This is a genomic window from Pseudomonas sp. P116, from assembly GCF_020149425.1.
GTDB lineage: Bacteria > Pseudomonadota > Gammaproteobacteria > Pseudomonadales > Pseudomonadaceae > Aquipseudomonas > Aquipseudomonas anatoliensis.
Genome location: NZ_JACVHB010000007.1, coordinates 106198 through 132236, shown reverse-complemented (window position 1 = coordinate 132236; position 26039 = coordinate 106198). Strand labels below are relative to the sequence as shown.

Below are 26039 nucleotides of genomic sequence, written 5' to 3'. Positions count from 1 at the left end.
GGTCTAACCCCCAGGTCGCAATATCAACACCGCCAACGGTGGCAGATTCAGTTCCAGCGACAACGCCTGGCCGTGGCTCGGCACTTCTTCGGTAAACGCCCCGCCGCCGTTGCCATAGTTGGAGCCGGCGTAGGTGTCGGCGTCGCTGTTGAGCAGTTCAGTCCAGCGCCCGGCAAACGGCACGCCGACCCGATAGGCCTGACGCGGCACCGGCGTGAAGTTAGCCACCACCAGCACCGGCTCACCGTCCTTGCTCCAACGCAACCAGGCGTAAACGCTGTTGATCGCATCGTCACCGATCAGCCACTGGAAACCCTGCGGCGCGTCATCCTGATCGTGCAGCGCCGGCACTTCGCGATACAAGCGATTGAGGTCGCCGACCAGTTTCTGCACGCCTTGGTGCTCGGAATACTGCAGCAGATACCAGTCGAGCTGCTGATCATGATTCCACTCGCGCCACTGGCCAAACTCGCAACCCATGAACAGCAGCTTCTTGCCCGGGTGAGTCCACATGAAACTCAGGTAGGCGCGCAGGTTGGCAAACTTCTGCCAGCGATCGCCGGGCATCTTGTCGATCAGCGAATGCTTGCCATGTACCACTTCATCATGGGAAATCGGCAGGATGAAGCGCTCGGACCACGCGTAAACCAGACCAAAACTCAGTTCGTTGTGATGATGGGCGCGGTACACCGGGTCCTGCTGAATGTAATGCAGCGAATCGTGCATCCAGCCCATGTTCCACTTGTAGGCAAAACCCAGACCACCCTGCTGCGTGCTCTGACTGACGCCCGGCCATGCCGTGGATTCCTCGGCGATCACCAAGGCACCCGGTGCTTCCAGCTCAACCACGTCGTTCAAGTGACGCAGGAAGTCGATGGCTTCCAGATTCTCGCGCCCGCCATGGCGGTTCGGCACCCATTCGCCAGCCTTGCGCGAATAGTCGCGATACAGCATCGAGGCCACCGCATCAACGCGCAGACCGTCGATGTGAAAATGCTTCAACCAATGCAACGCCGACGCGAGCATGTAGCCGTGTACTTCGGTGCGGCCGAGGTTGTAGATCAGCGTGTCCCAATCCTGATGGAAACCCTCCAGCGGATTGGCGTATTCGTACAGCGCCGTGCCGTCGAACTGCGCCAGACCGTGGGTATCGGTAGGGAAATGCGCCGGCACCCAATCGAGGATCACGCCGATTTCGGCGCGGTGGCAGGCATCGATAAACTCGCCGAACTGTTCCGGCGTGCCGTAACGCGCACTCGGGGCGAATTGCGAAAGCAATTGATAACCCCAGGAGCCACCGAAAGGATGCTCCATGATCGGCATCAGCTCGATGTGGGTGAAACCCAGTTCCTTGACATACGGAATCAAGCGCTCGGCCAGCTCCGGCCAGCTGTACTGGCGCGCCACTTCACCGAGATCATCCAGCTCGCATTGCCACGATCCGGCATGCAGCTCGTAGATCGACAGCGGTGCCGAATGTTTCTGCCGCTCGCGGCGGCTGTTCATCCAGTCCTGATCCTGCCAATTGACCTGCAATGGCGCGGCGACTTTCGATGCGGTGTCCGGCGGCAGGCTGGTGGCCAGCGCCATCGGGTCGGCCTTGAGCGGCAGAATCCCGTGGGCGCCAAGAATTTCGTATTTGTACAACTCCCCCGCTTGCAGGCGCGGGATGAACAACTCCCAGACCCCGGAGGGATGACGCAGACGCATCGGATGCCGGCGCCCGTCCCAGACGTTGAAATCACCGACAACCGAGACCCGCCGGGCATTCGGCGCCCACACGGCGAAACGCACACCGTCGACGCCATCAACCGTTTTCAGTTGCGCGCCAAGGCACGCACTGAGGTCGCGGTGATTGCCTTCGGCGAACAGATACAGATCCATTTCACCGAGCAACTGACCAAAGCTGTAGGGATCCTCGGCAACCTGCTCACCACCGGCCCAACGGGTGCGCAAGCGATAGCGCCGCTCCCCGTTGAAGTGGCCAACAAACAGCCCCGGCGTCTCGGTTTGCTCCAGGACACCGAGCTCTTCATCAGAATCTTTATCCAGCACCACCACGCTTAACGCGCCCGGCAAGTACGCTCGAATGAACTGCCCGCCAGCGCCATCGCCGTGTGGGCCAAGAATGGAAAACGGATCCGGGTGTTCCGCACGTACCAGCGCGTCGATGTCTTTCGCCGACGGCAGTAACGCTTCTTTAGCGTGACCCTGTTCCTTGTTCGAGAAACTCATGACTACTCTCCACCAAGATCGGAAAAGGGTTTAAGCCCCGTCAATAACCCATACAAACCGTGCAACGGCACGGGCAGCCACGTGGGGCGATTTTCGGCTTCATAGGCCACTTCATAGGCCGCCTTCTCCAGACCGAACAGCGCGAGCGCGGCGTCGGCACCTTCAGGATCCTGCCAGGCATGATCAAGACTAGCTGCCGCTTGGCGATATGCCTCGACAAATGCTGAGCGCGCTTCAACAAGATAGCGTTGCGCCACGCGACGGCGGGCGTCTTCGGACTCAGCGCTGTGATCAACGTTGTGCACGTTGATGGTCATCGCTGCGGCGTAATCGAAAGATCGCAGCACACCGCTGACATCCTTGTACGGACTGTGTTTGCCACGGCGTTCGCTCAATGGTCGCGCGGGTTCGCCCTCGAAATCGATCAGATAGGCATCGCCCTTGATCACCAGCACCTGGCCCAGGTGCAAGTCACCGTGGACACGAATACGCAAACCACCGACGGCTTTTTTCGCCAGATCCTGCACATGGGCAAGGATGGTTTTCTTCTCGTCGAGCAGCCGTGCGACCAGTTTCTGATCGGCAGCGCTGAGTTCGCCCTGATGTTGCTTGAGCAGTTTCAACGCATGCTCGACCTGTGCAGCGACATCCTTGCCGGTCGCCTGCATGTCCTTGGCCGAACTCACCTGAGGTGCAAAATCGGCGTTGTCGGTCGACGCCGCCAGCATCTGGTGCATCTCACCGAGGCGCTGGCCCAGCATGCTGGCAAAATCCTTCAGCTCGCCCAAGGCGTTGTAGTGTTGATCCTGCTCGGACATGGAATCGGCCAACTCATCGCGCAACGCCCGTTCGAGGTTGTTCTGCGTCCATTCCCACGCATCGCCCTGATTGCTCAGATAGCCTTGGGCGATCATCAGCAGATTGTCTTCGCCCTTGGCATCGCGGCGGATCACCGAGCCTAGCAGCGGTGAGATATTGGCAAATCCGGCAGCGGTCAGGTAAGCGCTCATCTCCAGTTCCGGGTGAACGCCGGACGCTACTTTACGAATCAGCTTGAGCACCAGGCTGTTGCCGATCACAACCGAACTGTTGGATTGCTCGGCCGACAGATAACGCACTTCAGAGTCGGCACCCAGATTGAGCTTTTCCAGATGCGCCGTCGGTGCGAAACGGATTTCGCCGTCGGCAGATTCCAGCACCGTGTTGTTCTGCATGCCTTGCAACACCGCACGAACAAACCCTTCAAGGCTGAAGGCATCAGTGATCAAGCCGACCTGACGAACCCGACGCACGCGGGCCAGTGCCAATTGCTGCGGCAACGGTGGCCCGACGTAATCTTCGGCGATAAAGCCGAACGGCAGTTGATAGCGGCTGGTCTGGCCACCGCTGGTGACTTCGATTTCGCTGAGCAGCACGGGTTGCTGCGCATCGCCGAAGCGCACGCCATAAGCCAGATTGACCTTCTCGATGGCCGCATCCTTGCCGGCGAACCAGCGACGGTTTTGCAGCCAGCTCGGCAGAATGCTCTGCTCCAGCGTCGTGCGGGACGGCGCTTCGAGCAGTTCTTCCATGCGCTTTTTCAGCACTAACGTGGTGAAGTCCGGCAGGCTTTGCACCGGTTCGACGTGCCAACTCGGCATCTGATTTTCGGTCGCCAGGGCGAACCAGTAGAAGCCGTAAGGCGCCAGGGTCAGAAGGAAATTCAACTGGCCAATCGGCGGGAAAGCATTACCGCCCAACATTTCCACCGGCACCATGCCGGTATAGGCAGACAGGTCGAGCTCCGCTGCCTGAGCACTGCGCGACACGTTGGCCACGCAAAGAATAATCTCGTGCTTGCCATCGGCATCGGTGAATTCGCGGGTGTACGCCAGAATCCGTCGGTTGCTCGGCGAAAGCATTTTCAGTGTGCCGCGCCCGAACGCCTTGGACTGTTTACGTACCGCGAGCATGCGCCGCGTCCAGTTCAGCAGCGAGTGCGGATCGCCGGCCTGGGTCTCGACGTTGACCGACAGATAACCGTATTGCGGGTCCATGATCGGTGGCAGCACCAGGCTGGCCGGATCGGCGCGGGAGAAGCCGCCGTTGCGGTCGATGGACCACTGCATCGGCGTACGCACACCGTCGCGGTCACCGAGGTAGATGTTGTCGCCCATGCCGATTTCATCGCCGTAATACAAGGTCGGCGTGCCCGGCATCGACAGCAGCAGGCTGTTGAGCAACTCGACGCGACGGCGGTCGCGCTCCATCAATGGTGCCAGACGCCGGCGAATACCGAGGTTGATCCGCGCGCGACGGTCAGCGGCATAGTAATTCCACAGGTAATCGCGTTCCTTGTCGGTCACCATTTCCAACGTCAGTTCATCGTGGTTACGCAGGAAAATTGCCCACTGACAGTTGGCGGGAATTTCCGGGGTCTGGCGCAGAATGTCGGTGATTGGAAAGCGATCCTCCTGAGCCAGCGCCATGTACATGCGCGGCATCAGCGGAAAGTGGAAAGCCATGTGGCATTCATCGCCATTCAGGCCTTCGGCGTCGGTATCACCGAAGTACAGTTGAGTGTCTTCCGGCCATTGGTTGGCCTCGGCCAGCAGCATGCGGTCCGGGTAATTGGCGTCGATTTCAGCACGAATCTGCTTGAGGACGTCGTGGGTTTCCGGGAGGTTTTCGTTGTTGGTGCCATCGCGTTCGATCAGGTACGGAATCGCGTCCAGACGCAGACCGTCGATGCCCATGTCCAGCCAGTAGCGCATCACCGACAGCACAGCTTTCATCACTTGCGGGTTGTCGAAATTCAGGTCCGGCTGGTGCGAATAGAAACGGTGCCAGAAGTACTGGCCAGCAACCGGATCCCAGGTCCAGTTGGACTTTTCGGTGTCGAGGAAAATGATCCGCGTGCCGTCGTATTTCTGGTCGTCGTCCGACCACACGTAGAAGTCTCGCGCCGCCGAACCGGGCTTGGCCTTGCGCGCCCGCTGAAACCACGGATGCTGGTCAGAGGTGTGGTTGATGACCAGCTCGGTAATCACTCGCAAACCGCGCTTATGCGCCTCAGCGATGAAACGCTTGGCATCGGCCATGGTCCCGTAATCGCTGTGCACGCCGCGATATTCGGCGATGTCGTAGCCGTCGTCACGACGTGGCGAGGGATAGAACGGCAGCAGCCAGATGGTGTTTACGCCGAGTTCGGCAATGTAATCGAGTTTGGCGATCAGGCCGGGAAAGTCGCCGATCCCGTCGTTGTTAGAGTCGAAAAACGATTTGACGTGTACTTGATAGATCACCGCATCCTTGTACCAGAGCGGGTCTTTGATAAAGGTGGCTGCCTTGGGTTTCTTCGCCATGTGAAACTCCTGAAAAATTCGTTTCTGCACATGAATTGATCGTGCGAGTACCTGTAGGAGCTGCCGAAGGCTGCGATCTTTTTTGAAGCAAGATCAACAGATCGCAGCCTTCGGCAGCTCCTACAGGGGGTTGTGCAATGCTTTATGTGGCAGTGATTCGCCAGATGCCGAACGGTTGATACGCCGGATCAAGGCGCATGAACTGGTATTTGCCGTGCCAGTCCCAGCGGTGCCCGCTCATCAAATCTTCGCCGTGCGTAGTCGCATCGTCCGGCAGGCCCATTTCCCACAACGGCAACTCGAAATTCGCTTCTTGCGCGTTATGCGGATCAAGGCTCACCGCTACCAGAATGAAATTGCTGCCATCGGCGCTGCGTTTACCGAAATACAGAATGTTGTCGTTCCACGCGTTGTAGACCTGCAAGCCCAGATGCGTGTGCAGCGCCGGGTTTTGGCGGCGGATGCGGTTGAGCTGGGCAATTTCGGCAATGATGTTGCCCGGCGCATTGAAGTCGCGGACGCGGATTTCGTATTTCTCGGAATCGAGGTACTCCTCCTTGCCCGGCACTGGCGCCGCTTCACACAGTTCAAACCCCGAATACATGCCCCACAGACCCGACCCCATGGTCGCCAGCGCCGCACGAATGAGAAAACCCGCGCGCCCGGACTCATGCAGGAACGCCGGGTTGATGTCAGGCGTATTGACGAAGAAGTTCGGTCGGTAGCATTCGCGCCACGGCGACTCGTTCAGCTCGGTGAAGTACGCGGCCAACTCGGCCTTGGTGTTGCGCCAGGTGAAATAGGTGTAGCTCTGGGTGTAACCGACCTTGCCCAGGCGCGCCATCATCGCCGGTGTGGTGAAGGCTTCGGCGAGGAAGATCACTTCCGGGTGCAGCGCCCGCACATCGGCAATCAGCCATTGCCAGAACGGCAGCGGCTTGGTGTGCGGATTGTCGACGCGAAAGATCTTCACGCCCTCCTCGACCCAGCCAATGACGATGTCACGCAACTCAACCCACAGGCTCGGGATCGCGTCCGGGGCATAAAAGTCGACGTTGACGATGTCCTGATATTTCTTCGGCGGGTTTTCCGCATATTTGATCGTGCCGTCCGGCCGCCAGTTGAACCAGCCCGGATGCTGTTTGAGCCACGGGTGATCCTGGGAACACTGGATGGCGAAATCGAGGGCGATTTCCAGACCATGATCGGCAGCCGCAGCCACCAGCCGACGGAAATCCTCGCGCGTGCCGAGCTGCGAGTGAATCGCCTCGTGGCCACCCTCCTCGCTGCCGATGGCATACGGGCTACCCGGATCATCAGGCCCAGCGGTCAGGGAATTGTTGCGCCCCTTGCGGTGGGCGCGGCCAATCGGGTGGATCGGCGTGAAGTACAGCACGTCGAAGCCCATGTCCTGAATCATCGGCAACCGCGAGTGCACGTCATTGAAAGTGCCGTGGCGGTTGGGATCGTCGGTGATCGAGCGTGGAAACAATTCATACCAACTGGCGAACTCGGCCAGTTCACGCTCGACATCCATCGGGAATTCCGCGCTGACGCTCAGGTAGGCGCGGTGATCTGCCAGCGCCATCAGTTGCGCACTGCGCGAGTGCAGAAACAACGCAACCTGCTCGGTTTCGAGCAGACCGGACAATTCATGGTGCAGCGCGGCCAGTTGTTCGCTGAGCTGACCTTCGCTGCGCTCGGCGGCGTGTTGCACCATGCTTCGACCTTCTTGCAGCTCCAGTGAAACCGGGACGGCGGCGTTGTGCTTCTTCTCCAGTTCGTACTGGAAACTGGCGAAATGGTCGATCCACGCTTCGACGCAATACAGGAATCGCCCTTGGTGTTCCGGGCGGAAAGTGCCACGCCAGCCGTTGTTGCCCAGCTCGGACATGACTTCGCTTTGCCAGGTTTCCTGACCTTCCTGACGCCAGCGGATGCGCACCGCAAGCTTGTCGTGACCGTCGGCAAACACCTTGCTGGTCACGATCACGTCGCGCCCGGCAATCGACTTCACGGCAAACTGCCCGCCATCGAGGGTCGGCATGGTGTCTTCAATAACAATGCGCGGCAGCAGCAATGCCTGCGACAGCGGCATGTGCGGGTTGTAGCTCAGCTCTGAGGGTTTTTCAGCAGTCATCGAGCATCTCTCCTTAACGCCCCAAGGACGCTCTTGTGCCGGTTCAGTCTTCACAACAAAGCACCTGCCCCGGAATGAACTCACTTAGGTTCCGAGCGACCGGTGCCGGGAAAAGTTCACAGGGATTTGTCTGTTCAACCCGGTGGATCGAATTCGCCACGAGGCGGTCAATCCACTTAAGCACTTCTCACGCCATGTGCCACACGGAGGTCTACCTGATGAACAACCCGTTCCCGGCGGAAACGCCCGATCCGAACATCGACAACCCGACCATTCCCGACACCGAGCCGCAACCGATCCCCGAGCAGGAACCGCCAGGCACCACGCCACCGCCCAAGGAAGAGCCCCCGACGACAATGCCGCCGGTGATCCTCTAATCTCCTGAACACAACCGCCCCTGTAGGAGCTGCGGCACGCTGCGATCTTTTGACTTTTTTGTGAAGCAAGATCAACAGATCGCAGCGTGCCGCAGCTCCTACAGGTGAGAGTTGTCGTTACAGGCGATCATTCTTTTGCTCATCCTTGTCAAAAGGCTGATCGTCCTTGTCGAAAATGCGCACGATCCTCGGCATCAGGCTGAAAATCCCCAGGGTCAGCAGGGTACTGAGCAGCGCGGTCGCCTCTTTGCCCAACCCGGCCGCCACGCCGATGGCTGCTGTCATCCACAAGCCCGCAGCGGTGGTCAGGCCTTTGACGTGCCCCTCATCGCCCTCCTGATTTTTCAAAATGGTGCCGGCGCACAGGAAGCCGATCCCGGCAATCACCCCCTGCAACACCCGGCTCATCGCGTCGGACTCTGCGCCCGAGGTCTGCGGCACCAGCACAAACATCGCCGCCCCCAGCGCCACCAGCATGTGCGTTCGCACGCCGGCAGCCTTGCCCTTTTGCTCACGCTCGAAACCGAGAATCCCGCCAAGGATCGCCGCGACCAGCAGGCGCACGGTAATGCGCGTCAGTTGCGACGCATCGCCGATGTCGGCGAATTCCGCTTGCAGCGTTTCCAGCACCTCTTCCCACCACGCGTTCATCGTGCAGTCCTTGTTATGGCTTGATAAACGATGGACAGCAGCGACCATTAATCAGTTGCGCAGAACGATCTGCGAGTCCTGTGCCCTAACCTTTCAGATACCCGTGAAAAAAAGGACCGCCTCATGACCGTTCGAATCGATGAAACCAATCCCGAGTCAAAAGTGTGTTTTTTCACCGTTGAAAATGGTGAGGAAATTCGCATCTGCGACACCCTTGAGGTCAAGACAGATAGCGATAAAGCCATGTCATTTGTAGAAATCGAAGCGCGGCGCGTCTACATCACCGAAGCAGAGGCCGACGCCTTGACCGTTGCAGGCGTCAAGGATGGGCGTAAGCATTTGAAGGCCGATACGAGTGATTCGGTGATTTGATTGACCTTGGTCAACACCCCGCGCGAACGTCTGGTTCAGGCGTTTGCGCCCTGGCCTGCGGGCTGCTTCAAGTTGTCGCAGGCTGCGCATAAAAACCCATCTGATATGGTTTTTATTGAGTTAGCTGAGTCTGTTATGCAAACAGATCGACGCTCATAGTTCATCGGCCTGATGGAGGCTGATGAGCGAACGACCATGAGCGAACAAATCCCCGTCCGAACCGTTGAAGCATCCCCCACTATAAAGAGTGTGCCCGCACGCCCAATGAAGGCGACGGCCAAATCCAGCGACAACCAGATTCACACCCGCAGTTTCACCGGCCTGTTCCGCACCTTGCGCATGAGCGGCGCGGGGTTTCTGTTTTTGCTGTTCTTTGGCACGGTGTGGTTGAACTGGGGTGGTCGTCAGGCTGTGTTGTGGGACCTGGCGGAAAGCAAATTTCACATTTTCGGCGCGACCTTCTGGCCACAGGATTTCATTCTGCTCTCGGCCCTGCTGATCATCGCCGCGTTTGGCCTCTTCGCCATCACCGTGTTCGCCGGGCGGGTCTGGTGCGGTTACACCTGCCCGCAGAGTTCGTGGACGTGGATCTTCATGTGGTGCGAGAAGATCACCGAGGGCGAGCGCAACCAACGGATCAAACTGCAAGCCGCGCCATGGGGCTTGAACAAACTGGCGCGCCGCGCGGCCAAGCACACCTTGTGGCTGGCGATCAGCGTGCTCACCGGCCTGACTTTCGTTGGTTACTTCACGCCGATCCGGCCGCTGGCCGAAGAACTGCTGACCCTGCAAATCGGCGGAGTCAGCCTGTTCTGGGTGCTGTTTTTCACCGCCGCGACTTACATCAATGCCGGCTGGCTGCGCGAAGCCGTGTGCATGCACATGTGCCCGTATGCGCGATTCCAGAGCGTGATGTTCGACAAGGACACCCTGGCAATTTCCTACGACGTGGCCCGCGGCGAAAACCGTGGCCCGCGCAAACGTGATGTGAAACCGCTGGAAGCAGGGCTGGGCGATTGCATCGACTGCCAGTTGTGCGTGCAGGTGTGCCCGACCGGTATCGACATTCGCGACGGTTTGCAGATGGAGTGCATCGGTTGCGCGGCGTGCATCGACGCTTGTGATTCGATCATGGACAAAATGAACTACCCGCGCGGCTTGATCCGCTACAGTTCCGAGCGCGAATTGCAGGGAGGCAAAACGCATCTGCTGCGGCCACGGCTGATCGGTTACGTGGCGGTACTGCTGGTGATGATCGGCGCACTGGCATTGGCCTTGGTCGAGCGGCCGATGGTGTCACTGGACGTGACCAAGGATCGCGGACTGTTCCGCGAAAACGGTCAGGGCCAGATCGAAAACATCTACAGCCTCAAAGTCATCAACAAGACCCAGCAGCGCCAGGATTACCACCTGAGCCTGGTCGACGGCGATGGTTTCCAGCTGCAAGGCAAAACCGAACTGAGCCTGGCGCCGGGTGAGATTGTCGATGTGCCGGTGTCGGTGGCGATGACCACGGAGCGGCCGAGTAGCAGCTCGCAGACCTTGAGCTTCAAGATTGCCGACAGCGATGAGCCTGAGATTCACAGCGTGGCGAAGAGCAGGTTTGTGGCGCCGATGAATCGCTGAGCCTTAAGATGCAGCCCTTTCAGTAGCGCTGCGATCCCTGTGGCGAGGGGATTTATCCCCGCTGGGCTGCGAAGCAGCCCCAAACCCTGCAACCCGATTATTCCTGAAACACCGCGTTGGATGGTTTCAGGACTGCTCCGCAGCCCAGCGGGGATAAATCCCCTCGCCACAATTTCCTACACTCGAATCAATCACCAACCGGGCAGCCGATGAAACGTTACGAAAAATTCGCCGAAGACATCGCAGAACTGATCCGCTCCGGCGTCCTGGGCCCCGGCCAGCGCGTTCCATCGGTGCGCTATGCCAGCCAGACTTACGGCGTCAGCCCGTCCACGGTGTTCCAGGCCTATTACCTCCTCGAACGTCGAGGCCTGATCCGTGCCCGTCCGCGTTCCGGTTACTTCGTCAACACCCATGCACCGAGCCCGTTCTCGGAGCCGGTGATCAGCAGCCACGTCAACGATTCCACCGAAGTCGACGTCAGCGAACTGGTGTTCTCGGTACTGGAATCGATCAAGGACCCAAGCACCGTGCCATTCGGCTCGGCATTCCCCAGCCCGACACTGTTCCCGTTGCAACGGCTGTCGCGGTCACTGGCCAGTGCCGCGCGGGAGATGGACCCGCGCATGGTGGTCACCGACATGTCGCCGGGCAACCCGCAACTGCGTCGACAGATCGCCCTGCGTTACATGGTCGGCGGCTTGATGTTGCCGATGGAAGAACTGCTGATCACCAACGGCGCCCTCGAAGCGCTGAACCTGTGCCTGCAAGCGGTCACCGAACCGGGCGATCTGGTGGCCATCGAAGCCCCGGCGTTCTACGCCAGCCTGCAAGTGCTGGAACGACTGAAACTCAAAGCCGTGGAAATCCCCGTGCACCCGCGCGACGGTATCGACCTCGGCGTGCTCGCGCAGACGCTGGAACGCCATCCGATCAAGGCCTGCTGGTGCATGACCAGTTTCCAGAACCCGATGGGCGCGACCATGCCCGAGGCCAAGAAACAGGAACTGGTCGAACTGCTGCGCCTTCATCAGGTACCGCTGATCGAAGATGACGTTTACGCCGAACTCTATTACGGCCAACAGGCGCCGAAACCGGCCAAGGCCTTCGACACCGAAGGGCTGGTGATGCATTGCGGATCGTTCGCCAAGAGCCTGGCCCCCGGCTATCGCATCGGCTGGGTCGCGGCCGGACGCTACGCGCAGAAGATCGAACGGCTGAAACTGATGACCTCGCTGTGCGCCTCGATGCCGGCGCAGGCGGCGATTGCCGACTACCTGCAACACGGTGGCTACGATCGGCATCTGCGTAAATTGCGCTATGCGCTGGAAGAACAGCAGAGCGCGATGCTCGCGGCGATTGCCCGGTACTTCCCGGCGCAGACGCGGGTCAGTCAGCCGGCGGGCGGCTACTTTCTATGGCTGGAATTGCCACCGCAGATGGATTCGTTGAAGTTGTTTCAGATGGCGCTGGCGCAAGGCATCAGCATCGCGCCGGGGCCGATTTTCTCGCCGACGCAGCGCTTCAGGAACTGTATTCGCTTGAATTACGGCAGCCCGTGGACCGAGGATTCGGAGAAGGCGATGGAGACGCTGGGGCGGATTGTGCGGTCGTTCTGACAGTTTGGTGTTGATGGCACCGGCCTTATCGCTGGCAAGCCAGCTCCCACAGGTTTCGATGTCGTTCACAAATTGTGTGTTCAACACAAATCACTGTGGGAGCTGGCTTGCCAGCGATGAGGCCAGACCTGAAAAAACAAAAGATCGCAGCCTGCGGCAGCTCCTACAGGGAAACACAAATTCCTCTGTAGGAGCTGCCGCAGGCTGCGATCTTTTGATCTTGCTGTTTAACGCCCACCACCCAAATCAACAAACGTCCCCGTCGCATACGAAGCCTTGTCCGACAGCAACCAGATAATCGCCTCCGCCACTTCATCCGGCCGCCCGCCACGGGCCATCGGGATTGCCGATTCAAGTTTGCTGACCCGATCCGGATCGCCGCTCAGCGCGTGGAAATCGGTGTAGATGTAACCCGGACGCACCGCGTTCACTCGAATCCCCTCGCCCGCCACTTCCTTGGACAAACCAATGGTGAAGGTATCGAGCGCGCCTTTGGAGGCCGCGTAGTCAACGTATTCATTGGGTGAACCGAGACGCGACGCCACCGACGACACATTGACGATGCTGCCGCCCTGCCCGCCGTGTTTGGGCGACATGCGCAGAATGGCGTGCTTGGCACAGAGGATCGGCGCCAGGACGTTGGTTTTCATGATTTTGAGGATGCGGAATTCGGACATCTCATCGACACGCGACTTTTGTCCGACGGTGCCGGCATTGTTCACCAGCGCAGTCACTCGGCCCAGTTCGGTGTCGACCCGCTGAAACAGTCCGATCACTTCGTCTTCAATGCTGACGTCGGCGCGCACCGCGATGGCGTGTGCGCCCAGCGCACGGACTTGCTCCAGCACGCTGTGCGCGGCCTGTTCGTCCGACTGGTAATTGATGCAGATCCGATAGCCCTGTTCAGCAGCCAACAATGCCGTGGCGGCGCCAATCCCGCGCCCGCCACCGGTGATCACAATGACTTTATCCATGCTGGCCTTTCCCCCAAATGCACACGTAACCGTCGGGGGAAGAATAACCGCCATTGTTGGGTTTTGCATGGTGTGTGTGGTGTCTGGCAGTACGCCATCGCGAGCAGGCTCACTCCTACAGGGGGAATGCGTTCCAAATGTAGGAGTGAGCCTGCTCGCGATGAACGATGACGCGCTCTATCAAACTGTCGCCAGGCTCTCGCCGCGGGCAATGTCGCGCATGAACTGCTCCGCCGGCAGCGGATGCCCCAGCAGATACCCTTGCAACGAATCGCAACCCAGTTGCGTCAGGAAATCCTGCTGCGACCCTGTTTCAACACCTTCAGCAACAATGCGCAAACCCAGCGCCTGGCCCAACGCGACAATCGCCGATACAATCGCCGCATCGTCGCTGTCATGCTCCAGGTCGCGGACAAATCCACGGTCGATCTTCAACTCGTTGGCCGGCAGGCGTTTGAGGTACATCAGGCTCGAATAGCCGGTGCCAAAGTCATCAATGGACAAATCGACGCCCATGTCCGACAACTCCTGCAACACCGTCATGCTCGCGTCAGCGTCGCTCATCGCCGTGGTTTCGGTGATTTCCAGGGTCAGGCTGTTGGCCGGCAAATGGTGGGTCGCGAGCGCCTTGGCAACGCCGCGCACCAGCCCCGCGTGGCAGAACTGCAACGCCGACAGGTTCACCGCGATGCGCCAGTCGGTATAGCCGAGCACGTACCACTCGCGCATCTGTCGGCAGGCTTCGTTGAGCACCCATTCGCCGATCGGGATAATCAGCCCGGTTTTCTCCGCCAGATCGATGAATTTGTCTGGCATCAGCATGCCGTGGATCGGGTGCTGCCAGCGCAGCAGCGCTTCGGCGCCGACCGGTCGACCGTTGGCGGCGTCGAATTTGGGCTGGTAATACAGGCTGAACTGGCCATGCTCCAGCGCTGCGCGCAAATCCTGCAGCAATTGCAGCTGTTTGCGCGCATTGGTATTCATCGATACGTCGAAGAAGCTGTAGCCGTTTTTGCCGCCGCCCTTGGCGTGGTACATCGCTGCGTCGGCGTTCATCAGCAATTCCTGCGCATTCTGGCCGTTGCCCGGATACAGGGCGATGCCGACGCTGGCGGAAATCTGCAAATCATGTTCAGCCACGTGAAATGGTTGCGCGATCAGCCCGACCTGGCGTGCAGCAAGGCCCAAGGCATCGTCAGGCTCGGTCAGGCGCACCAACAAAACGAATTCATCGCCGCCGATCCGCGCCAGCGTGTCGAGGCTGCGCAAGTCTTCGCGCAGACGCACGCCGACTTCGCGCAACAGCTGATCGCCCATGTGATGGCCGAATGCGTCATTGACCGGTTTGAAGCCGTCCAGATCAATAAACATCAGCGCAAAACAGCCACCCTGCTCATTGACCTTTTTCATCGCCTGATTGATGCGGTCGTCGAGCAGCATGCGATTAGGCAGGCCGGTCAGGGTGTCGTGCAGCGCCAGTTGCGTGAGCTCGCGGTTGGCCACGGTCAACGAGTGCGCCAGATCGGCAGTACGTGCTTCAAGGCGCGCATCGAGTATCGAGGTGAGCAAGGCAATCGACAGCACGGCCAGCGTGGTAATCAGTACCAGGCTGTCGAGGCCATTGCCTTTCAGGCCATTGATCGTCGCGCCGCAGAAACTGCCGTCCGGAAATTGCGCGGCGGCCATGCCGGTGTAATGCATGCCGACAATGGCGATGCCCATGATCACCGCAGCGCCCGCACGGATCAAACGGACATAGGGCGAATGCTGGCGCAGGCGAAAAGCGATCCACAGCGCCGCCGCAGAAGCGCCGACTGCGATCAACAAGGACGCACTGAACAGCGTCGGGTCGTAGTCGATTCCCGGGGTCATGCGCATCGCCGCCATGCCGGTGTAATGCATGGCACTGATGCCGGCGCCCATGATCAGCGCGCCAAACGCCAATTGCAGAATGGGCAGTTTCGGCTGACTCACCAGCCACAAGGCAAAACCACAGGACAGCACCGCGATCAGCAGCGACAGTGCCGTGAGGGCGATATCGTAACCAAGTTCGATCGGCAGTTTGAAGGCGAGCATGCCGATGAAGTGCATCGACCAGACGCCAATGCCCATGGCAAAACCACCACCGGCAGTCCAGAAATGCACGGCACGGCCTCTGGCCGTGGCAATACGTCCGGTGAGGTCGAGCGCGGTGTACGAGGCGAGAATCGCGACACACAGCGAAATGAAAACCAGAGTGGAGGAATAACTACCGATGAGCATGCGGATTCTCGTGGCGACCCATACCGTACTGCGTCCATTCTCGGCCGGGAAAATGCGGCGATTGTACTGATTGCACAGAAGAACGCACTGACAAAGTAACCATTTTGCCATCAACCCGATGAAACGCTTGTTTGATCGTCCTACAAGGCTCTGGCGCGGTAATCACAGCCCCCAAAAAACCCTTGTAGGAGCTGGCCGAAGGCTGCGATCTTTTGATCCTGATTCTAAAAACAAGATCAAAAGATCGCAGCGTGCCGCAGCTCCTACAGGTCATTCGTTAATCTGTAGTCATTGCGTTAACTGTAGGAGCTGCCGAAGGCTGCGATCTTTTGATCCTGACTCTAAAAACAAGATCAAAAGATCGCAGCGTACCGCAGCTCCTACAGGTCATTCGTTAACCTGTAGTCATTGCGTTAACTGTAGGAGCTGCCGAAGGCTGCGATCTTTTGATCCTGATTCTAAAAACAAGATCAAAAGATCGCAGCGTGCCGCAGCTCCTACAGGTCATTCGTTAATCTGTAGTCATTGCGTTAACTGTAGGAGCTGCCGAAGGCTCGGGCCGCGATCGGACGATCTTTTGATCTTGCTTCTAAAGACCAGGATCAAAAGATCGCAGCATTCCGCAGCTCCTGCACAGTCATTGGGCGGGCAGTTCCCCATCCCAACCACCGCCCAGCGCGGCAATCAATTGCACGCTGGCAATCAAGCGGCTCTGCAGGATATTCAGCACATTACGCTCGTTGCTCAGCGCCGTGGCCTGCACCACCACCACGTCGATATAGGCAATCAGCCCGGCCTTGTACTGGTTTTCCGTCAGGCGCAGGGAATCACGGGCAGCATCCAGCGCTTCCTGACGCACCGCTGCTTCGTCTTCATACACCTTGAGTTGCACCAGATAGTTTTCCACCTCGCGGAAACCATCGAGCACCGTCTGCCGGTACTTGGCCACCGTCTGGTCGTACGCCGCTTCAGTACGGTCGACCTCTGCCGAACGTATGCCGCCGTCGAACAGCGGCAGGTTCAGTTTCGGCCCCACCGACCAGAAACGGTTCGGCAGGCTGATCAGGTCATTTGACGTACTGCTGCTGTAGCCACCACTCAGGCTCAGCGACAGATCCGGGTAATACGCGGCTTTGGCTACGCCAATGTTGGCGTTGGCGGCTATCACCGAGCGCTCGGCCGAGGCGATGTCCGGGCGGCGCTCAAGCAGTTGCGAAGGCAGGTTCAACGGCACTTGCGGCAGATTCGGAATGGTCTGGGTTTCGGCGATGTTGAAGTTTGCCGGCGCTTGCCCGGTGAGCACGGCAATGGCGTTTTCGAACTGCGCCCGCTGCCAGATCAGATCGACCAGATCAGCCTGGGTACTTTTCAGTTGCGTCTGCGCCTGGGCGACCGCATCACGCCCGGAAACGCCCGCGCGGTATTGGTTCTGGGTCATTTTCAGCGAGCGCTCATACGCCGCAACCGTCGCTTCGAGCAAACGCTTCTGCTGATCGATCACCCGCAGTTGCAGGTAGTTCTGCACCAACTCCGACTGCTGGCTCAAACGCATCGCCGCCAGATCGGCAAAGCTCGCCTGCGCACTGGCTTCGTCGGCTTGCAGCCCGCGGCGCAGCTTGCCCCAGATGTCGGCTTCCCAACTGACGCCCAACTGCGCGTTGTAGGTATCGCGAATACCGCTGGAGGAACTGCTCAGGCTCGAACTGCTGCTGCCGGTGCCCTGACTGGAGCGGGTCTTGCCAAGGCTGAGGTCGACACTTGGGTAAAACGCTCCGCGCGCGCTACGGACCAAGGCCTGGGCTTGACGGTATTGGGCTTCTGATTGCGCGACCGTCTGGTTGGCGCTGTTGAGTTTCTCGACCAGCCCGTTGAGTTGCTGATCGCCGTACAGCTCCCACCAGGCGCCACGGGCCAGCGAATCGCTCGGGTTGGCCTGGCGCCAGCCTTCGGCTTCCTTGTATTGAGCGATTTCCGCTGTCTGCGGGCGCTGGTAGTCCGGGCCGACGGCGCAGGCACTGAGCATTGCCACACACAATGACAGGCTCAACAGGCGCGAGCCGCGAGCAGTGGCCAGATTTAAAAGCGAACGGTCGGTCATAGCGGAGTTTCCAGAGCAGCATCAGTACGCACGCCACGCCATTTGTTGAAGCGATGGCGCAGCTTGTCGAGATAGAGGTAAACCACAGGCGTGGTGTAAAGCGTCAGCACCTGGCTGAAAATCAGCCCGCCGATGATGGTCAGGCCCAATGGCTGGCGCATTTCGGCACCTTCGGCGCGGCTGAGCAGCAACGGCAAGGCGCCGAGGATCGCCGCCAGCGTGGTCATCAGGATAGGTCGCAGCCGTTGCAAACAGGCGCTGCGAATCGACTCCAGCGGAGTCATGCCCTGATGCCGTTCCAGTTGCAGCGCGAGGTCGATCATCAGGATCGCGTTTTTCTTCACCACGCCGATCAACAGGAACAATCCGAGCAACGATATCAGGCTGAATTCCCCCCCCAGCGCATAGATCGACAGCAACGCGCCAACCCCGGCCGAGGGCAGCGTCGACAGAATCGTCAGCGGATGGATATAGCTTTCATAAAGCACGCCCAGCACCAGATACACCGCCAGAAGCGCGCCAAGAATCATGAACGGCTGGCTCTTCTGGGTCGCGGCAAAGGCATCGGCGGTGCCGGCCATTTTCGCGATGACATCTTCCGGCAAGCCCACCTTGGCAACCGCCCGTTCGATGGCGGCACTGCCCTGCTCCACCGTCACGCCTTCGGCCATGTCGAAGGAAATATCTTCGGAAGCGAACTGGCCTTCGTGGCTGACGCGATCGTCTTCGAGGCTGTTTTCATAGTGCGCAAAAGTCGACAGCGGCACCCGCGCACCGTCAGCGGTGATGACCTGCACTTGCTTGAGCGTCACCGGGTCCTGGGCGTATTTCTGATTGACCTCCATCACCACTTGATACTGGTTGAGGCTGTCGTAGATCGTCGAAATCTGCCGTTGGCTGTAAGCGTTGTTGAGCACCGAGGTGACCATGTCCATGTCGATGCCAAGGCGTTTGGCCTGATCACGATCGACGATCAACGTCACCTGTTGTGCGCCCTTGCCTTCGCGGGCGTCAATCGCCGTCAGCTCCGGCAAGGCGCGCAGCGCGGCGACCACTTTCGGATACCACTCACGCAATTCACCGAGATCGCCGCTTTGCAGGATGTAGCTGTACTGCGACGAGGTCTGTTCGCGGCCACCGCCAAATTGCAGATCCTGATCCGCCATCAGCATCAGTTGTGCGCCGGGCACCTTGGGCATTTCCTTGCGCAGGCGCTCGATGACCTTCTGCGCCGACAACTGGCGATCCTTGATTGGCTTCAAGCGCACCAGCATGAAGGCGTTGTTGGTGCCGTTGCTGCCACCGATGAACCCGGCAACACTCTCCACCGCCTCGTCCTTGAGCACGGCGCGGCGGAAGATCTCCATTTTCGGCTGCATGACGCTGAACGACAGACCGTCGTCACCGCGCACGAAACCAATCAACTGACCCGTGTCCTGCTGCGGCATGAAGGTTTTCGGCACCACCACGTACAGCGCGACATTGACGCCTACGGTAATAAACAGGCTGAGCAATGTCAGGCGACGGTGGCGCAGCACCCAGTCGAGGCTGGTGGCGTACCTGGCGACCATCCAATCGTTGGTGCGGCGGCTCCAGCGTTGCAGGCGGTTTTCCTGCCCCGGCGTGTGCGGTTTGAGCCAGCGCGCGCAGAGCATCGGCGTCAACGTCAGGGACACCACCAGCGACACCACAATGGCCGCGGCCAAAGTGATGGAAAACTCGCGAAACAGGCTCTCGACAATCCCGCCCATGAACAGGATCGACAGGAACACTGCGACCAGCGACACGTTCATCGACAGCAAGGTAAACCCGACTTCCTTGGCGCCCAGATACGCCGCCTGCATCGGTTTGACGCCTTCGTCGATGTGCCGGGAAATGTTTTCCAGCACCACGATGGCATCGTCCACCACCAGCCCGGTGGCGAGAATCAGCGCCATCAGCGACAGGTTGTTCAGCGAGAAGCCATAGAGGTACATCACCGCAAACGTGCCGACCAGCGACACCGGCACGGCCAGGCTCGGAATCAGCGAGGCGCGGAAGTTGCCCAGAAACAGGAACACCACCAGGATCACCAGCCCCACGGCGATCAATAGCGTCATCTCGGCTTCGTGCAGGGTTGCCTTGATCACTGGCGAGCGGTCCATCGCCAGATTCAGCTTCACACTGGCCGGCAACACCGCCTGCAGCGCCGGCAACTGTGCCTTGATTTCGTTGACCGTCTCGATGATGTTGGCACCGGCCTGGCGGTTGATCACCAGCAGGACCGCCGCGTCATCGTTGAAGAAACCGCTGTTGTATCGGTCTTCGACACCATCGCTGACCTTGGCCACGTCTTTGAGGCGCAGCGCGGCGCCGTCGGCGTAGTGGATGATCAGCGACTCGTAATCCTTGGCTTTCTCTAACTGATCGTTGGCCTGGATCTGCCACAGCCGCTGACCGTCCTCGACCGAGCCTTTCGGGCGGCGCACGTTGGCATCGGCGATGGTTTTACGCACATCGTCGAGCGCCACACCATATTGGTTGAGTGCCTGCGGTTCGAGTTCGATGCGCACGGCCGGGAGCGAACTGCCGCCGATTTGCACCTCACCGACACCCTGCACCTGCGACAGGCTCTGCGAGAGGATGGTCGACGCCAGATCGTAGAGCTGGCCTTTTTCCAGCACATCCGAGGTCAGCGACAGCACCATGATCGGTGCCTGCGACGGGTTGACCTTTTTATAGGTCGGCATGCTGCGCATCCCGCTCGGCAACAGATTGCGCGAAGCATTGATCGCGGCCTGCACTTCCCGCGCCGCGCCGTTGATGTCGCGGTCGAGATCGAATTGCAGAATGACCCGGGTCGAGCCCTGACTCGAACGGCTGCTCATGGTGTTGACGCCGGCAATGGCACCGAACGAACGCTCCAGCGGCGTCGCCACGGTGGACGCCATGACTTCCGGACTGGCGCCGGGCAGGCTCGCCTGCACGACGATCACCGGGAAGTCCATTTGCGGCAGTGGCGACACTGGCAGCAAGCCGAAGCTGACACCGCCCAGCAGCATGATCGCCAGGCAAAGAAGCATGGTGGCCACCGGGCGCTTGATGAAAGGACCGGAGAGGTTCATCGAGCGCAGTCCCCTGCTTCACGCCGCACCCCTGTAGGAGTGAGCCTGCTCGCGATAGCGGTATGTCTGCTTACATTGATATTGGATGTGCCGACGCTATCGCGAGCAGGCTCACTCCTACAGGTTTTGTGCTCAGTCATACCGCCACCTCTTCGGTGTCGGCATTGATTTTGCCAAAGCGTCGGCCCAGACGGTCGAAATACAGGTAGATCACCGGTGTGGTGAACAGCGTCAGCACCTGACTTACCAGCAAGCCACCCACCATCACCAGACCCAAAGGCTGGCGCAGCTCAGCCCCGGAACCGGTGGCCAGCATCAACGGTACAGCGCCGAAAAGTGCCGCCAGCGTGGTCATCAGGATCGGTCGGAAACGCAGCAGCGCCGCTTGATAGATCGCCTCCTGCGGTGCCATGCCCTGATTGCGTTCAGCGTCGAGGGCGAAGTCGATCATCATGATCGCGTTCTTCTTGACGATGCCGATCAGCAGGATGATGCCGATGATCGCGATCATGCCCAGGTCATTGCCACTGAGCAGCAACGCCAACAATGCACCGACCGCCGCTGACGGCAGGGTCGAGAGAATGGTGATCGGGTGGATGTAGCTCTCGTAAAGCACGCCAAGCACGATGTACATCGTCACCACCGCCGCCAGAATCAGCAGCAAGGTGCTCGACAGCGATGCCTGGAACGCTTCGGCCGCGCCCTGGAACTGGGTCTGCACGCCGACCGGCATGCCGATGTCTTTCTGCACTTGTTCGATGACGTCCACCGCATGCCCCAGCGCTACGCCCGGTGCCAGGTTGAACGACATCATCACCGCCGGAAACTGGCCGATATGGGTGATCGCCAGTTGCGCCTGGCGTTCCTCGACATGGGCCAGACTCGACAGGCGCACCTGCGCGCCGTCAGTGGTCTTGACGTGAATCTGATCCAGCGCCTGCGGCCCGATCCTTTCCCCGGCCTGCGCTTGCAGCACCACGCGGTACTGGCTGGCCTGAGTGTAAATGGTCGAGATCTGCCGCTGGCCGAAGGCGTCGTACAGCGCATCGGTGATGTTCGCCACCGACACACCGAGGCGCGACGCCGCATCGCGATCGATCACCAGATAAACCTGCAAGCCCTTGTCCTGCAAGTCACTGGCGACGTCGGTCAGCTCCGGACGTTGCGCCAGGGCTTCGACCAGTCGGCCGCTCCATTGGCTGAGCAGTTCGGAATCCGGCGAGGACATGCTGAACTGGTACTGCGTGCGGCTGACACGGTCTTCGATGGTCAGGTCCTGCACCGGTTGCATGTACAGACGAATGCCGACCAGTTTGTCCAGTTGCGGTTGCAGGCGCGCGATGATTTCGGTAGCGGTGAGATCACGCTCGCTGTGTGGCTTGAGATTGATCAACAACCGGCCGCTGTTGAGCGTGGCGTTATCGCCATCGACGCCAATGTAGGAGGACAGGCTCTGCACCGCCGGGTCTTCAAGAATGACTTTGGCCAATGCCTGCTGACGCTCGCCCATCGCGGCGAAGGAAATCGACTGCGGCGCTTCGGAAATACCCTGAATCACCCCGGTGTCCTGCACCGGGAAGAAGCCCTTCGGCACGACCATATAGAGGAACACAGTCAATGCCAGAGTGCCGATAGCGACCAGCAAAGTCAGAGGCTGATGCTTGAGCACCCAGCGCAGCATCCGGCCGTACTCGGCGATCATCCAGTCAATACACGCGCCGCTGGCCCGGTAGAACCGGCCCTGCTCGTGTTCCTCGGGTTCGCGCTTGAGCAGACGCGCGCACATCATTGGCGTCAGGGTCAGCGAGACCACGAGGGAAATCAGGATCGCCACCGCCAGGGTGATGGCGAATTCGCGGAACAGCCGCCCGACCACGTCGGCCATGAACAGCAGTGGAATCAATACTGCGATCAGCGACAGGGTCAGGGAAATCAGGGTGAAGCCGATCTGCTTCGCGCCTTTGAGCGCGGCCTGCATCGGGCTGTCGCCCTCCTCGATGTAACGCGAGATGTTTTCCAGCATCACGATGGCATCGTCGACCACGAAACCGGTGGCAATAGTCAGCGCCATCAGGGTCAGGTTATTCACCGAGAATCCGGCGAGGTACATCACGCCGAACGTACCGATCAGCGACAACGGCACGGCCACCGATGGAATGATCGTTGCGCTGAAACGGCGCAGAAACAGGAACGTCACCATTACCACCAGCGCAACGGCGATCAGCAGTTCGTGCTGCACGTCCGTCACCGCAGCGCGAATGGTCTGGGTACGGTCGGTCAGAACAGTGACCTCGAGGCCGGCCGGCAAATTGTCGGTGATGCTTGGCAGCAAGGCCTTGATCCGGTCGACCACCTCGATCACGTTGGCGCCCGGTTGCCGCTGGATGTTCAGCAGCACTGCCTGATTCAGGTTGGCCCACGCGGCCAGACGCTCGTTCTCGGCGCCGTCGACAATTTCCGCGACATCCTTGAGCCGCAACGGCGCGCCGTTCTTGTAAGCGAGGATCAGGTTGGCGTAATCCTTGGGCGACGTCAGTTGGTCATTGGCATCGAGCATCGACACCCGGGTCGGGCCGTCGAAGTTACCTTTCGGCTGGTTGACGTTGGAGGCGCCGATCAAGGTGCGCACGTCCGACAGGTTCAGGCCATTGGCGGCCAACGCCTCCGGGTTGACCTTGATCCGCACGGCCTGACGCTGGCCGCCAGCGATGCTGACCATGCCGACGCCGCTGATCTGGGCGATTTTCTGCGCCATGCGCGTATCGACCAGGTCATTGAGTTTGGGCAGCAGCATGGTTTTCGAGGTGATGGCCAGGGTCAGCACCGGGGTGTCCGCAGGGTTGACCTTGTTGTACACCGGAGGCGCCGGCAAGTCGGTCGGCAGCAGGTTGGTCGCAGCGTTGATCGCGGCCTGCACCTGTTGTTCGGCGACGTCCATGTTGATGTCGAGGCTGAAACGCAGGGTCAGCACCGAGGCGCCGCCGGAGCTGGTCGAAGCCATTTGCGTCAGGCCCGGCATCTGCCCGAATTGACGTTCAAGCGGAGCGGTGACCGCGCTGGTCATCACATCCGGACTGGCGCCGGGATACAGGGTCATGACGCGGATGGTCGGGTAATCGACCTGCGGCAGCGCCGACACTGGCAGAAGGCGATAAGCGATCAGACCGGCCAGTACAATGGCCAGCATGCTCAGGGTGGTGGCTACCGGTCGGAGGATGAACAGCCGCGAAATGTTCATGCGCCCTTCTTGGCCTTGTCGGTCACAGCGGCATCAGTCGGGGTGGCGGCGGACTTGCCTTGCAGATGTTCGGTCGGTGTGGTCGGTACTTGATTGCTGTCGTTGACCACTTCCACTTCGCTGCCTTCCTTGAGGCGGTCGGTGCCTTCCAGCACTACGCGGTCGCCAGCAGCCAGGCCTTCAGTGATCACGGTGTTTTCCCCGTCACTGGCGCCGATCTTCAACTGACGGATAGTGACCTTCTTGTCGCCGTCCAGTGCGTAGACGAAGGTGCCGTTGGTGCCGAACTGAATCGCGGCGGACGGTGCCAGCACGACGTTTTTCAGGGTGTCGGCCAGCAAATGCACGTTGACGAACTGATTGGGGAACAGCGACTGATCTCGGTTTTCGTAACGGGCCTTGAACTTCAGGGTGCCGGTGGCCACGTCGATCTGGTTGTCGAGGCTTTGCAACACGCCGGTGGCTTGCAGTTTGGTGTCGCCGCGATCCCACGCTTCAGCCGGCAACTTTGCGCCGCTGCGGTAGCGGGCGAGCACGGTTTCGAGGTTGTTTTCCGGGAGGGTGAAAGCGACGCTGATCGGCTGAGTCTGAGTGATCACCGCGAGGAACGTGGTGTCATTGGCCGCAACGAGGTTGCCGACGTCAACTTGACGCAGACCGACGCGACCGGCAATTGGTGCGCGGATCCTGGTGAATTCGAGATTGAGCTTGGCGTCGTTGACCGCCGCCTGGTTCGTCTTGACCGTGCCCAGGTACTGGCCGACCAGCGCTTCGGCGGTGTCCAGCGTCTGTTTGGCGATGCTGTCTTCCTTGAACAGGCCGCGATAACGCTCGACATCCACCTGTGCGTTTTTCAGTTGCGCCTGATTCTGCAGCAAGGTGCCTTCAGCCTGAAGCAAGGCGTTCTGGTACGGGCGCGGATCGATCTCTGCCAGCAAGTCGCCAGCCTTGACCATCTGGCCCTCTTCGAAATTGATCTTCACCAGCTCGCCGCCCACCCGGCTGCGCACATTGATGGTGTTGAGCGCGGTGACGGTGCCCAGCGCCTTGTAATACAGCGGGAAGTCACCTGTGACCGCCGGCGCCACGCGCACAGGAATCGGCCCGGCGCCGCCACCGAAGCCCGGGCGCATCATCCCGGAACGCCCGGCATGTCCGGCTGCAGCCTTCTCGCCGCCCTCCTTGTCGGCTGAGCCGGCGGGCCAGAATTTCCAGCACAGCACGGCGATAACCAACAAGACAAGCAGGCTGATCAGCCAGCGACGGGAGTTGCGGGGGGACGATTGCATGGAGTGATTAACCATTGGGCGCGTGGGCTTCTTTTACGGGAGGCTGAACGATAAGCACTGATGGGGATTAAGCAAAGCAGCTTTACCGGCAATTTACCTTCAACTTACGTTTCAAGGTGTGAGGCAAAACACTGATACACAAATGAAAACGGCCTGGACAGGGCCAGGCCGTTAACAATTGTAAAGCGTTTGTTTCAGAACGCTTATTTCAGAACGGCCAGCGCCGCTTCGTAATTAGGCTCTTCAGCGATTTCCTTGACCAGTTCGCTGTGCAGGACGTTGTCGTTTTCGTCCAGTACAACCACGGCACGAGCGGTCAGGCCTTTCAGCGGGCCGTCAGCGATGGCCACACCGTAGTTCTCGATGAACTCGGTGCCGCGCAGGGTCGACAGGTTCTGGACGTTTTCCAGACCTTCGGCACCGCAGAAACGCGCTTGGGCGAACGGCAGGTCAGCCGAGATGCACAGCACCACGGTGTTGCTGATGTCGTTGGCCTGAGCGTTGAACTTGCGCACGGAGGTGGCGCAGGTCGGGGTGTCGACGCTTGGGAAGATGTTCAGCACTTTGCGCTTGCCGGCGAAGTCTTTCAGGGTGACGTCGGACAGATTGCCGGCAACCAGAGAAAAGGCTGGCGCCTTGGAACCGGCTTGTGGCAACTGGCCGTTGACTTGAACCGGGTTGCCTTTGAGGGTGACTTGAGCCATGACTTG

15 protein-coding genes are annotated in these 26039 nt (G+C 59.8%); 4 read left to right on the top strand and 11 right to left on the bottom strand.

The features are described from left to right. Nucleotides 1–3 precede the first annotated feature (3 nt). The 3 genes from glgB to ICA15_RS22510 all read right to left on the bottom strand — a co-directional run bounded on the left by glgB (nucleotide 4) and on the right by ICA15_RS22510 (nucleotide 7719). Complete coding sequence (glgB, locus tag ICA15_RS22520) at nucleotides 4–2235, bottom strand: 1,4-alpha-glucan branching protein GlgB (protein ID WP_210554678.1); 2232 nt, start codon at nucleotides 2233–2235, stop codon at nucleotides 4–6. Between the two features lie 2 nt (nucleotides 2236–2237). Further along, the gene (treS, locus tag ICA15_RS22515) at nucleotides 2238–5579 is read right to left on the bottom strand and encodes a maltose alpha-D-glucosyltransferase (RefSeq protein ID WP_210554677.1); all 3342 of its coding nucleotides are present in this window, start codon (nucleotides 5577–5579) and stop codon (nucleotides 2238–2240) included. A gap of 142 nt (nucleotides 5580–5721) precedes the next feature. Further along, nucleotides 5722–7719 (bottom strand): alpha-1,4-glucan--maltose-1-phosphate maltosyltransferase, encoded by a 1998-nt coding sequence (locus ICA15_RS22510; RefSeq protein ID WP_210554676.1) that lies wholly within the window; start codon nucleotides 7717–7719, stop codon nucleotides 5722–5724. 218 nt (nucleotides 7720–7937) lie between these two features. Here ICA15_RS22510 and ICA15_RS22505 point away from each other — a divergent pair, with 218 nt between their 5' ends. Further along, nucleotides 7938–8096 (top strand): hypothetical protein, encoded by a 159-nt coding sequence (locus tag ICA15_RS22505; RefSeq protein ID WP_191626437.1) that lies wholly within the window; start codon nucleotides 7938–7940, stop codon nucleotides 8094–8096. Between the two features lie 117 nt (nucleotides 8097–8213). Here the strand turns inward: ICA15_RS22505 and ICA15_RS22500 are convergent, their stop codons facing one another. Next, entirely contained in the window at nucleotides 8214–8747 is a 534-nt protein-coding gene (locus ICA15_RS22500) for an MgtC/SapB family protein (protein WP_150603166.1), read from the bottom strand. Nucleotides 8748–8870: 123 nt separating this feature from the next. Between ICA15_RS22500 and ICA15_RS22495 the strand changes: the two genes are divergently transcribed. The 3 genes from ICA15_RS22495 (at nucleotide 8871) to mapR (ending at nucleotide 12364) form a co-directional block, all read left to right on the top strand. After that, complete coding sequence (locus tag ICA15_RS22495) at nucleotides 8871–9119, top strand: DUF3203 family protein (RefSeq protein ID WP_150615756.1); 249 nt, start codon at nucleotides 8871–8873, stop codon at nucleotides 9117–9119. A 195-nt stretch (nucleotides 9120–9314) separates the two neighbouring features. Next, entirely contained in the window at nucleotides 9315–10745 is a 1431-nt protein-coding gene (gene ccoG, locus ICA15_RS22490) for a cytochrome c oxidase accessory protein CcoG (RefSeq protein ID WP_210554675.1), read from the top strand. 209 nt (nucleotides 10746–10954) lie between these two features. Continuing rightward, nucleotides 10955–12364 carry a GntR family transcriptional regulator MpaR gene (mapR, locus tag ICA15_RS22485; RefSeq protein ID WP_210554674.1) on the top strand — a complete coding sequence of 470 codons (1410 nt, stop codon included), beginning with the start codon at nucleotides 10955–10957 and terminating at the stop codon, nucleotides 12362–12364. Nucleotides 12365–12591: 227 nt separating this feature from the next. Here mapR and ICA15_RS22480 read toward each other — a convergent pair whose 3' ends face one another. From ICA15_RS22480 to tpx, 7 genes are all read right to left on the bottom strand, one after another. Continuing rightward, nucleotides 12592–13338, bottom strand: a complete 747-nt coding sequence (locus ICA15_RS22480) for an SDR family oxidoreductase (protein ID WP_210554673.1) — start codon at nucleotides 13336–13338, stop codon at nucleotides 12592–12594. A 180-nt stretch (nucleotides 13339–13518) separates the two neighbouring features. Beyond that, nucleotides 13519–15600 (bottom strand): putative bifunctional diguanylate cyclase/phosphodiesterase, encoded by a 2082-nt coding sequence (locus ICA15_RS22475; protein WP_150615758.1) that lies wholly within the window; start codon nucleotides 15598–15600, stop codon nucleotides 13519–13521. Between the two features lie 637 nt (nucleotides 15601–16237). Beyond that, nucleotides 16238–17698: an efflux transporter outer membrane subunit gene (locus ICA15_RS22470; protein WP_210554672.1), complete on the bottom strand. Its 1461-nt coding sequence runs from the start codon at nucleotides 17696–17698 to the stop codon at nucleotides 16238–16240. After that, on the bottom strand, nucleotides 17695–20802 hold the full coding sequence (locus ICA15_RS22465; RefSeq protein WP_210554671.1) for an efflux RND transporter permease subunit: 3108 nt from the start codon (nucleotides 20800–20802) through the stop codon (nucleotides 17695–17697). Before ICA15_RS22465 ends, ICA15_RS22470 begins: the two co-directional genes overlap by 4 nt. Nucleotides 20803–20938: 136 nt before the next feature. Next, nucleotides 20939–24040, bottom strand: coding sequence for an MdtB/MuxB family multidrug efflux RND transporter permease subunit (locus ICA15_RS22460; RefSeq protein WP_210554670.1), 3102 nt, complete (start codon nucleotides 24038–24040; stop codon nucleotides 20939–20941). Next, nucleotides 24037–25344 carry an MdtA/MuxA family multidrug efflux RND transporter periplasmic adaptor subunit gene (locus ICA15_RS22455; protein WP_210554669.1) on the bottom strand — a complete coding sequence of 436 codons (1308 nt, stop codon included), beginning with the start codon at nucleotides 25342–25344 and terminating at the stop codon, nucleotides 24037–24039. The genes ICA15_RS22460 and ICA15_RS22455 overlap by 4 nt, the downstream gene beginning before the upstream one ends. A gap of 188 nt (nucleotides 25345–25532) precedes the next feature. After that, on the bottom strand, nucleotides 25533–26033 hold the full coding sequence (tpx, locus tag ICA15_RS22450) for a thiol peroxidase (RefSeq protein WP_150603175.1): 501 nt from the start codon (nucleotides 26031–26033) through the stop codon (nucleotides 25533–25535). Between the last annotated feature and the right edge of the window lie 6 nt (nucleotides 26034–26039).

Coding starts and splice junctions, on each gene's coding strand:
- ICA15_RS22470 (WP_210554672.1), bottom strand. CDS start 17,698: ATGACCGACCGTTCGCTTTTAAATCTGGCCACTGCTCGCGGCTCGCGC.
- mapR (WP_210554674.1), top strand. CDS start 10,955: ATGAAACGTTACGAAAAATTCGCCGAAGACATCGCAGAACTGATCCGC.
- ICA15_RS22475 (WP_150615758.1), bottom strand. CDS start 15,600: ATGCTCATCGGTAGTTATTCCTCCACTCTGGTTTTCATTTCGCTGTGT.
- ICA15_RS22460 (WP_210554670.1), bottom strand. CDS start 24,040: ATGAACATTTCGCGGCTGTTCATCCTCCGACCGGTAGCCACCACCCTG.
- ICA15_RS22465 (WP_210554671.1), bottom strand. CDS start 20,802: ATGAACCTCTCCGGTCCTTTCATCAAGCGCCCGGTGGCCACCATGCTT.
- glgB (WP_210554678.1), bottom strand. CDS start 2,235: ATGAGTTTCTCGAACAAGGAACAGGGTCACGCTAAAGAAGCGTTACTG.
- ICA15_RS22495 (WP_150615756.1), top strand. CDS start 8,871: ATGACCGTTCGAATCGATGAAACCAATCCCGAGTCAAAAGTGTGTTTT.
- ICA15_RS22505 (WP_191626437.1), top strand. CDS start 7,938: ATGAACAACCCGTTCCCGGCGGAAACGCCCGATCCGAACATCGACAAC.
- ICA15_RS22455 (WP_210554669.1), bottom strand. CDS start 25,344: ATGGTTAATCACTCCATGCAATCGTCCCCCCGCAACTCCCGTCGCTGG.
- ccoG (WP_210554675.1), top strand. CDS start 9,315: ATGAGCGAACAAATCCCCGTCCGAACCGTTGAAGCATCCCCCACTATA.
- treS (WP_210554677.1), bottom strand. CDS start 5,579: ATGGCGAAGAAACCCAAGGCAGCCACCTTTATCAAAGACCCGCTCTGG.
- ICA15_RS22500 (WP_150603166.1), bottom strand. CDS start 8,747: ATGAACGCGTGGTGGGAAGAGGTGCTGGAAACGCTGCAAGCGGAATTC.
- ICA15_RS22510 (WP_210554676.1), bottom strand. CDS start 7,719: ATGACTGCTGAAAAACCCTCAGAGCTGAGCTACAACCCGCACATGCCG.
- tpx (WP_150603175.1), bottom strand. CDS start 26,033: ATGGCTCAAGTCACCCTCAAAGGCAACCCGGTTCAAGTCAACGGCCAG.
- ICA15_RS22480 (WP_210554673.1), bottom strand. CDS start 13,338: ATGGATAAAGTCATTGTGATCACCGGTGGCGGGCGCGGGATTGGCGCC.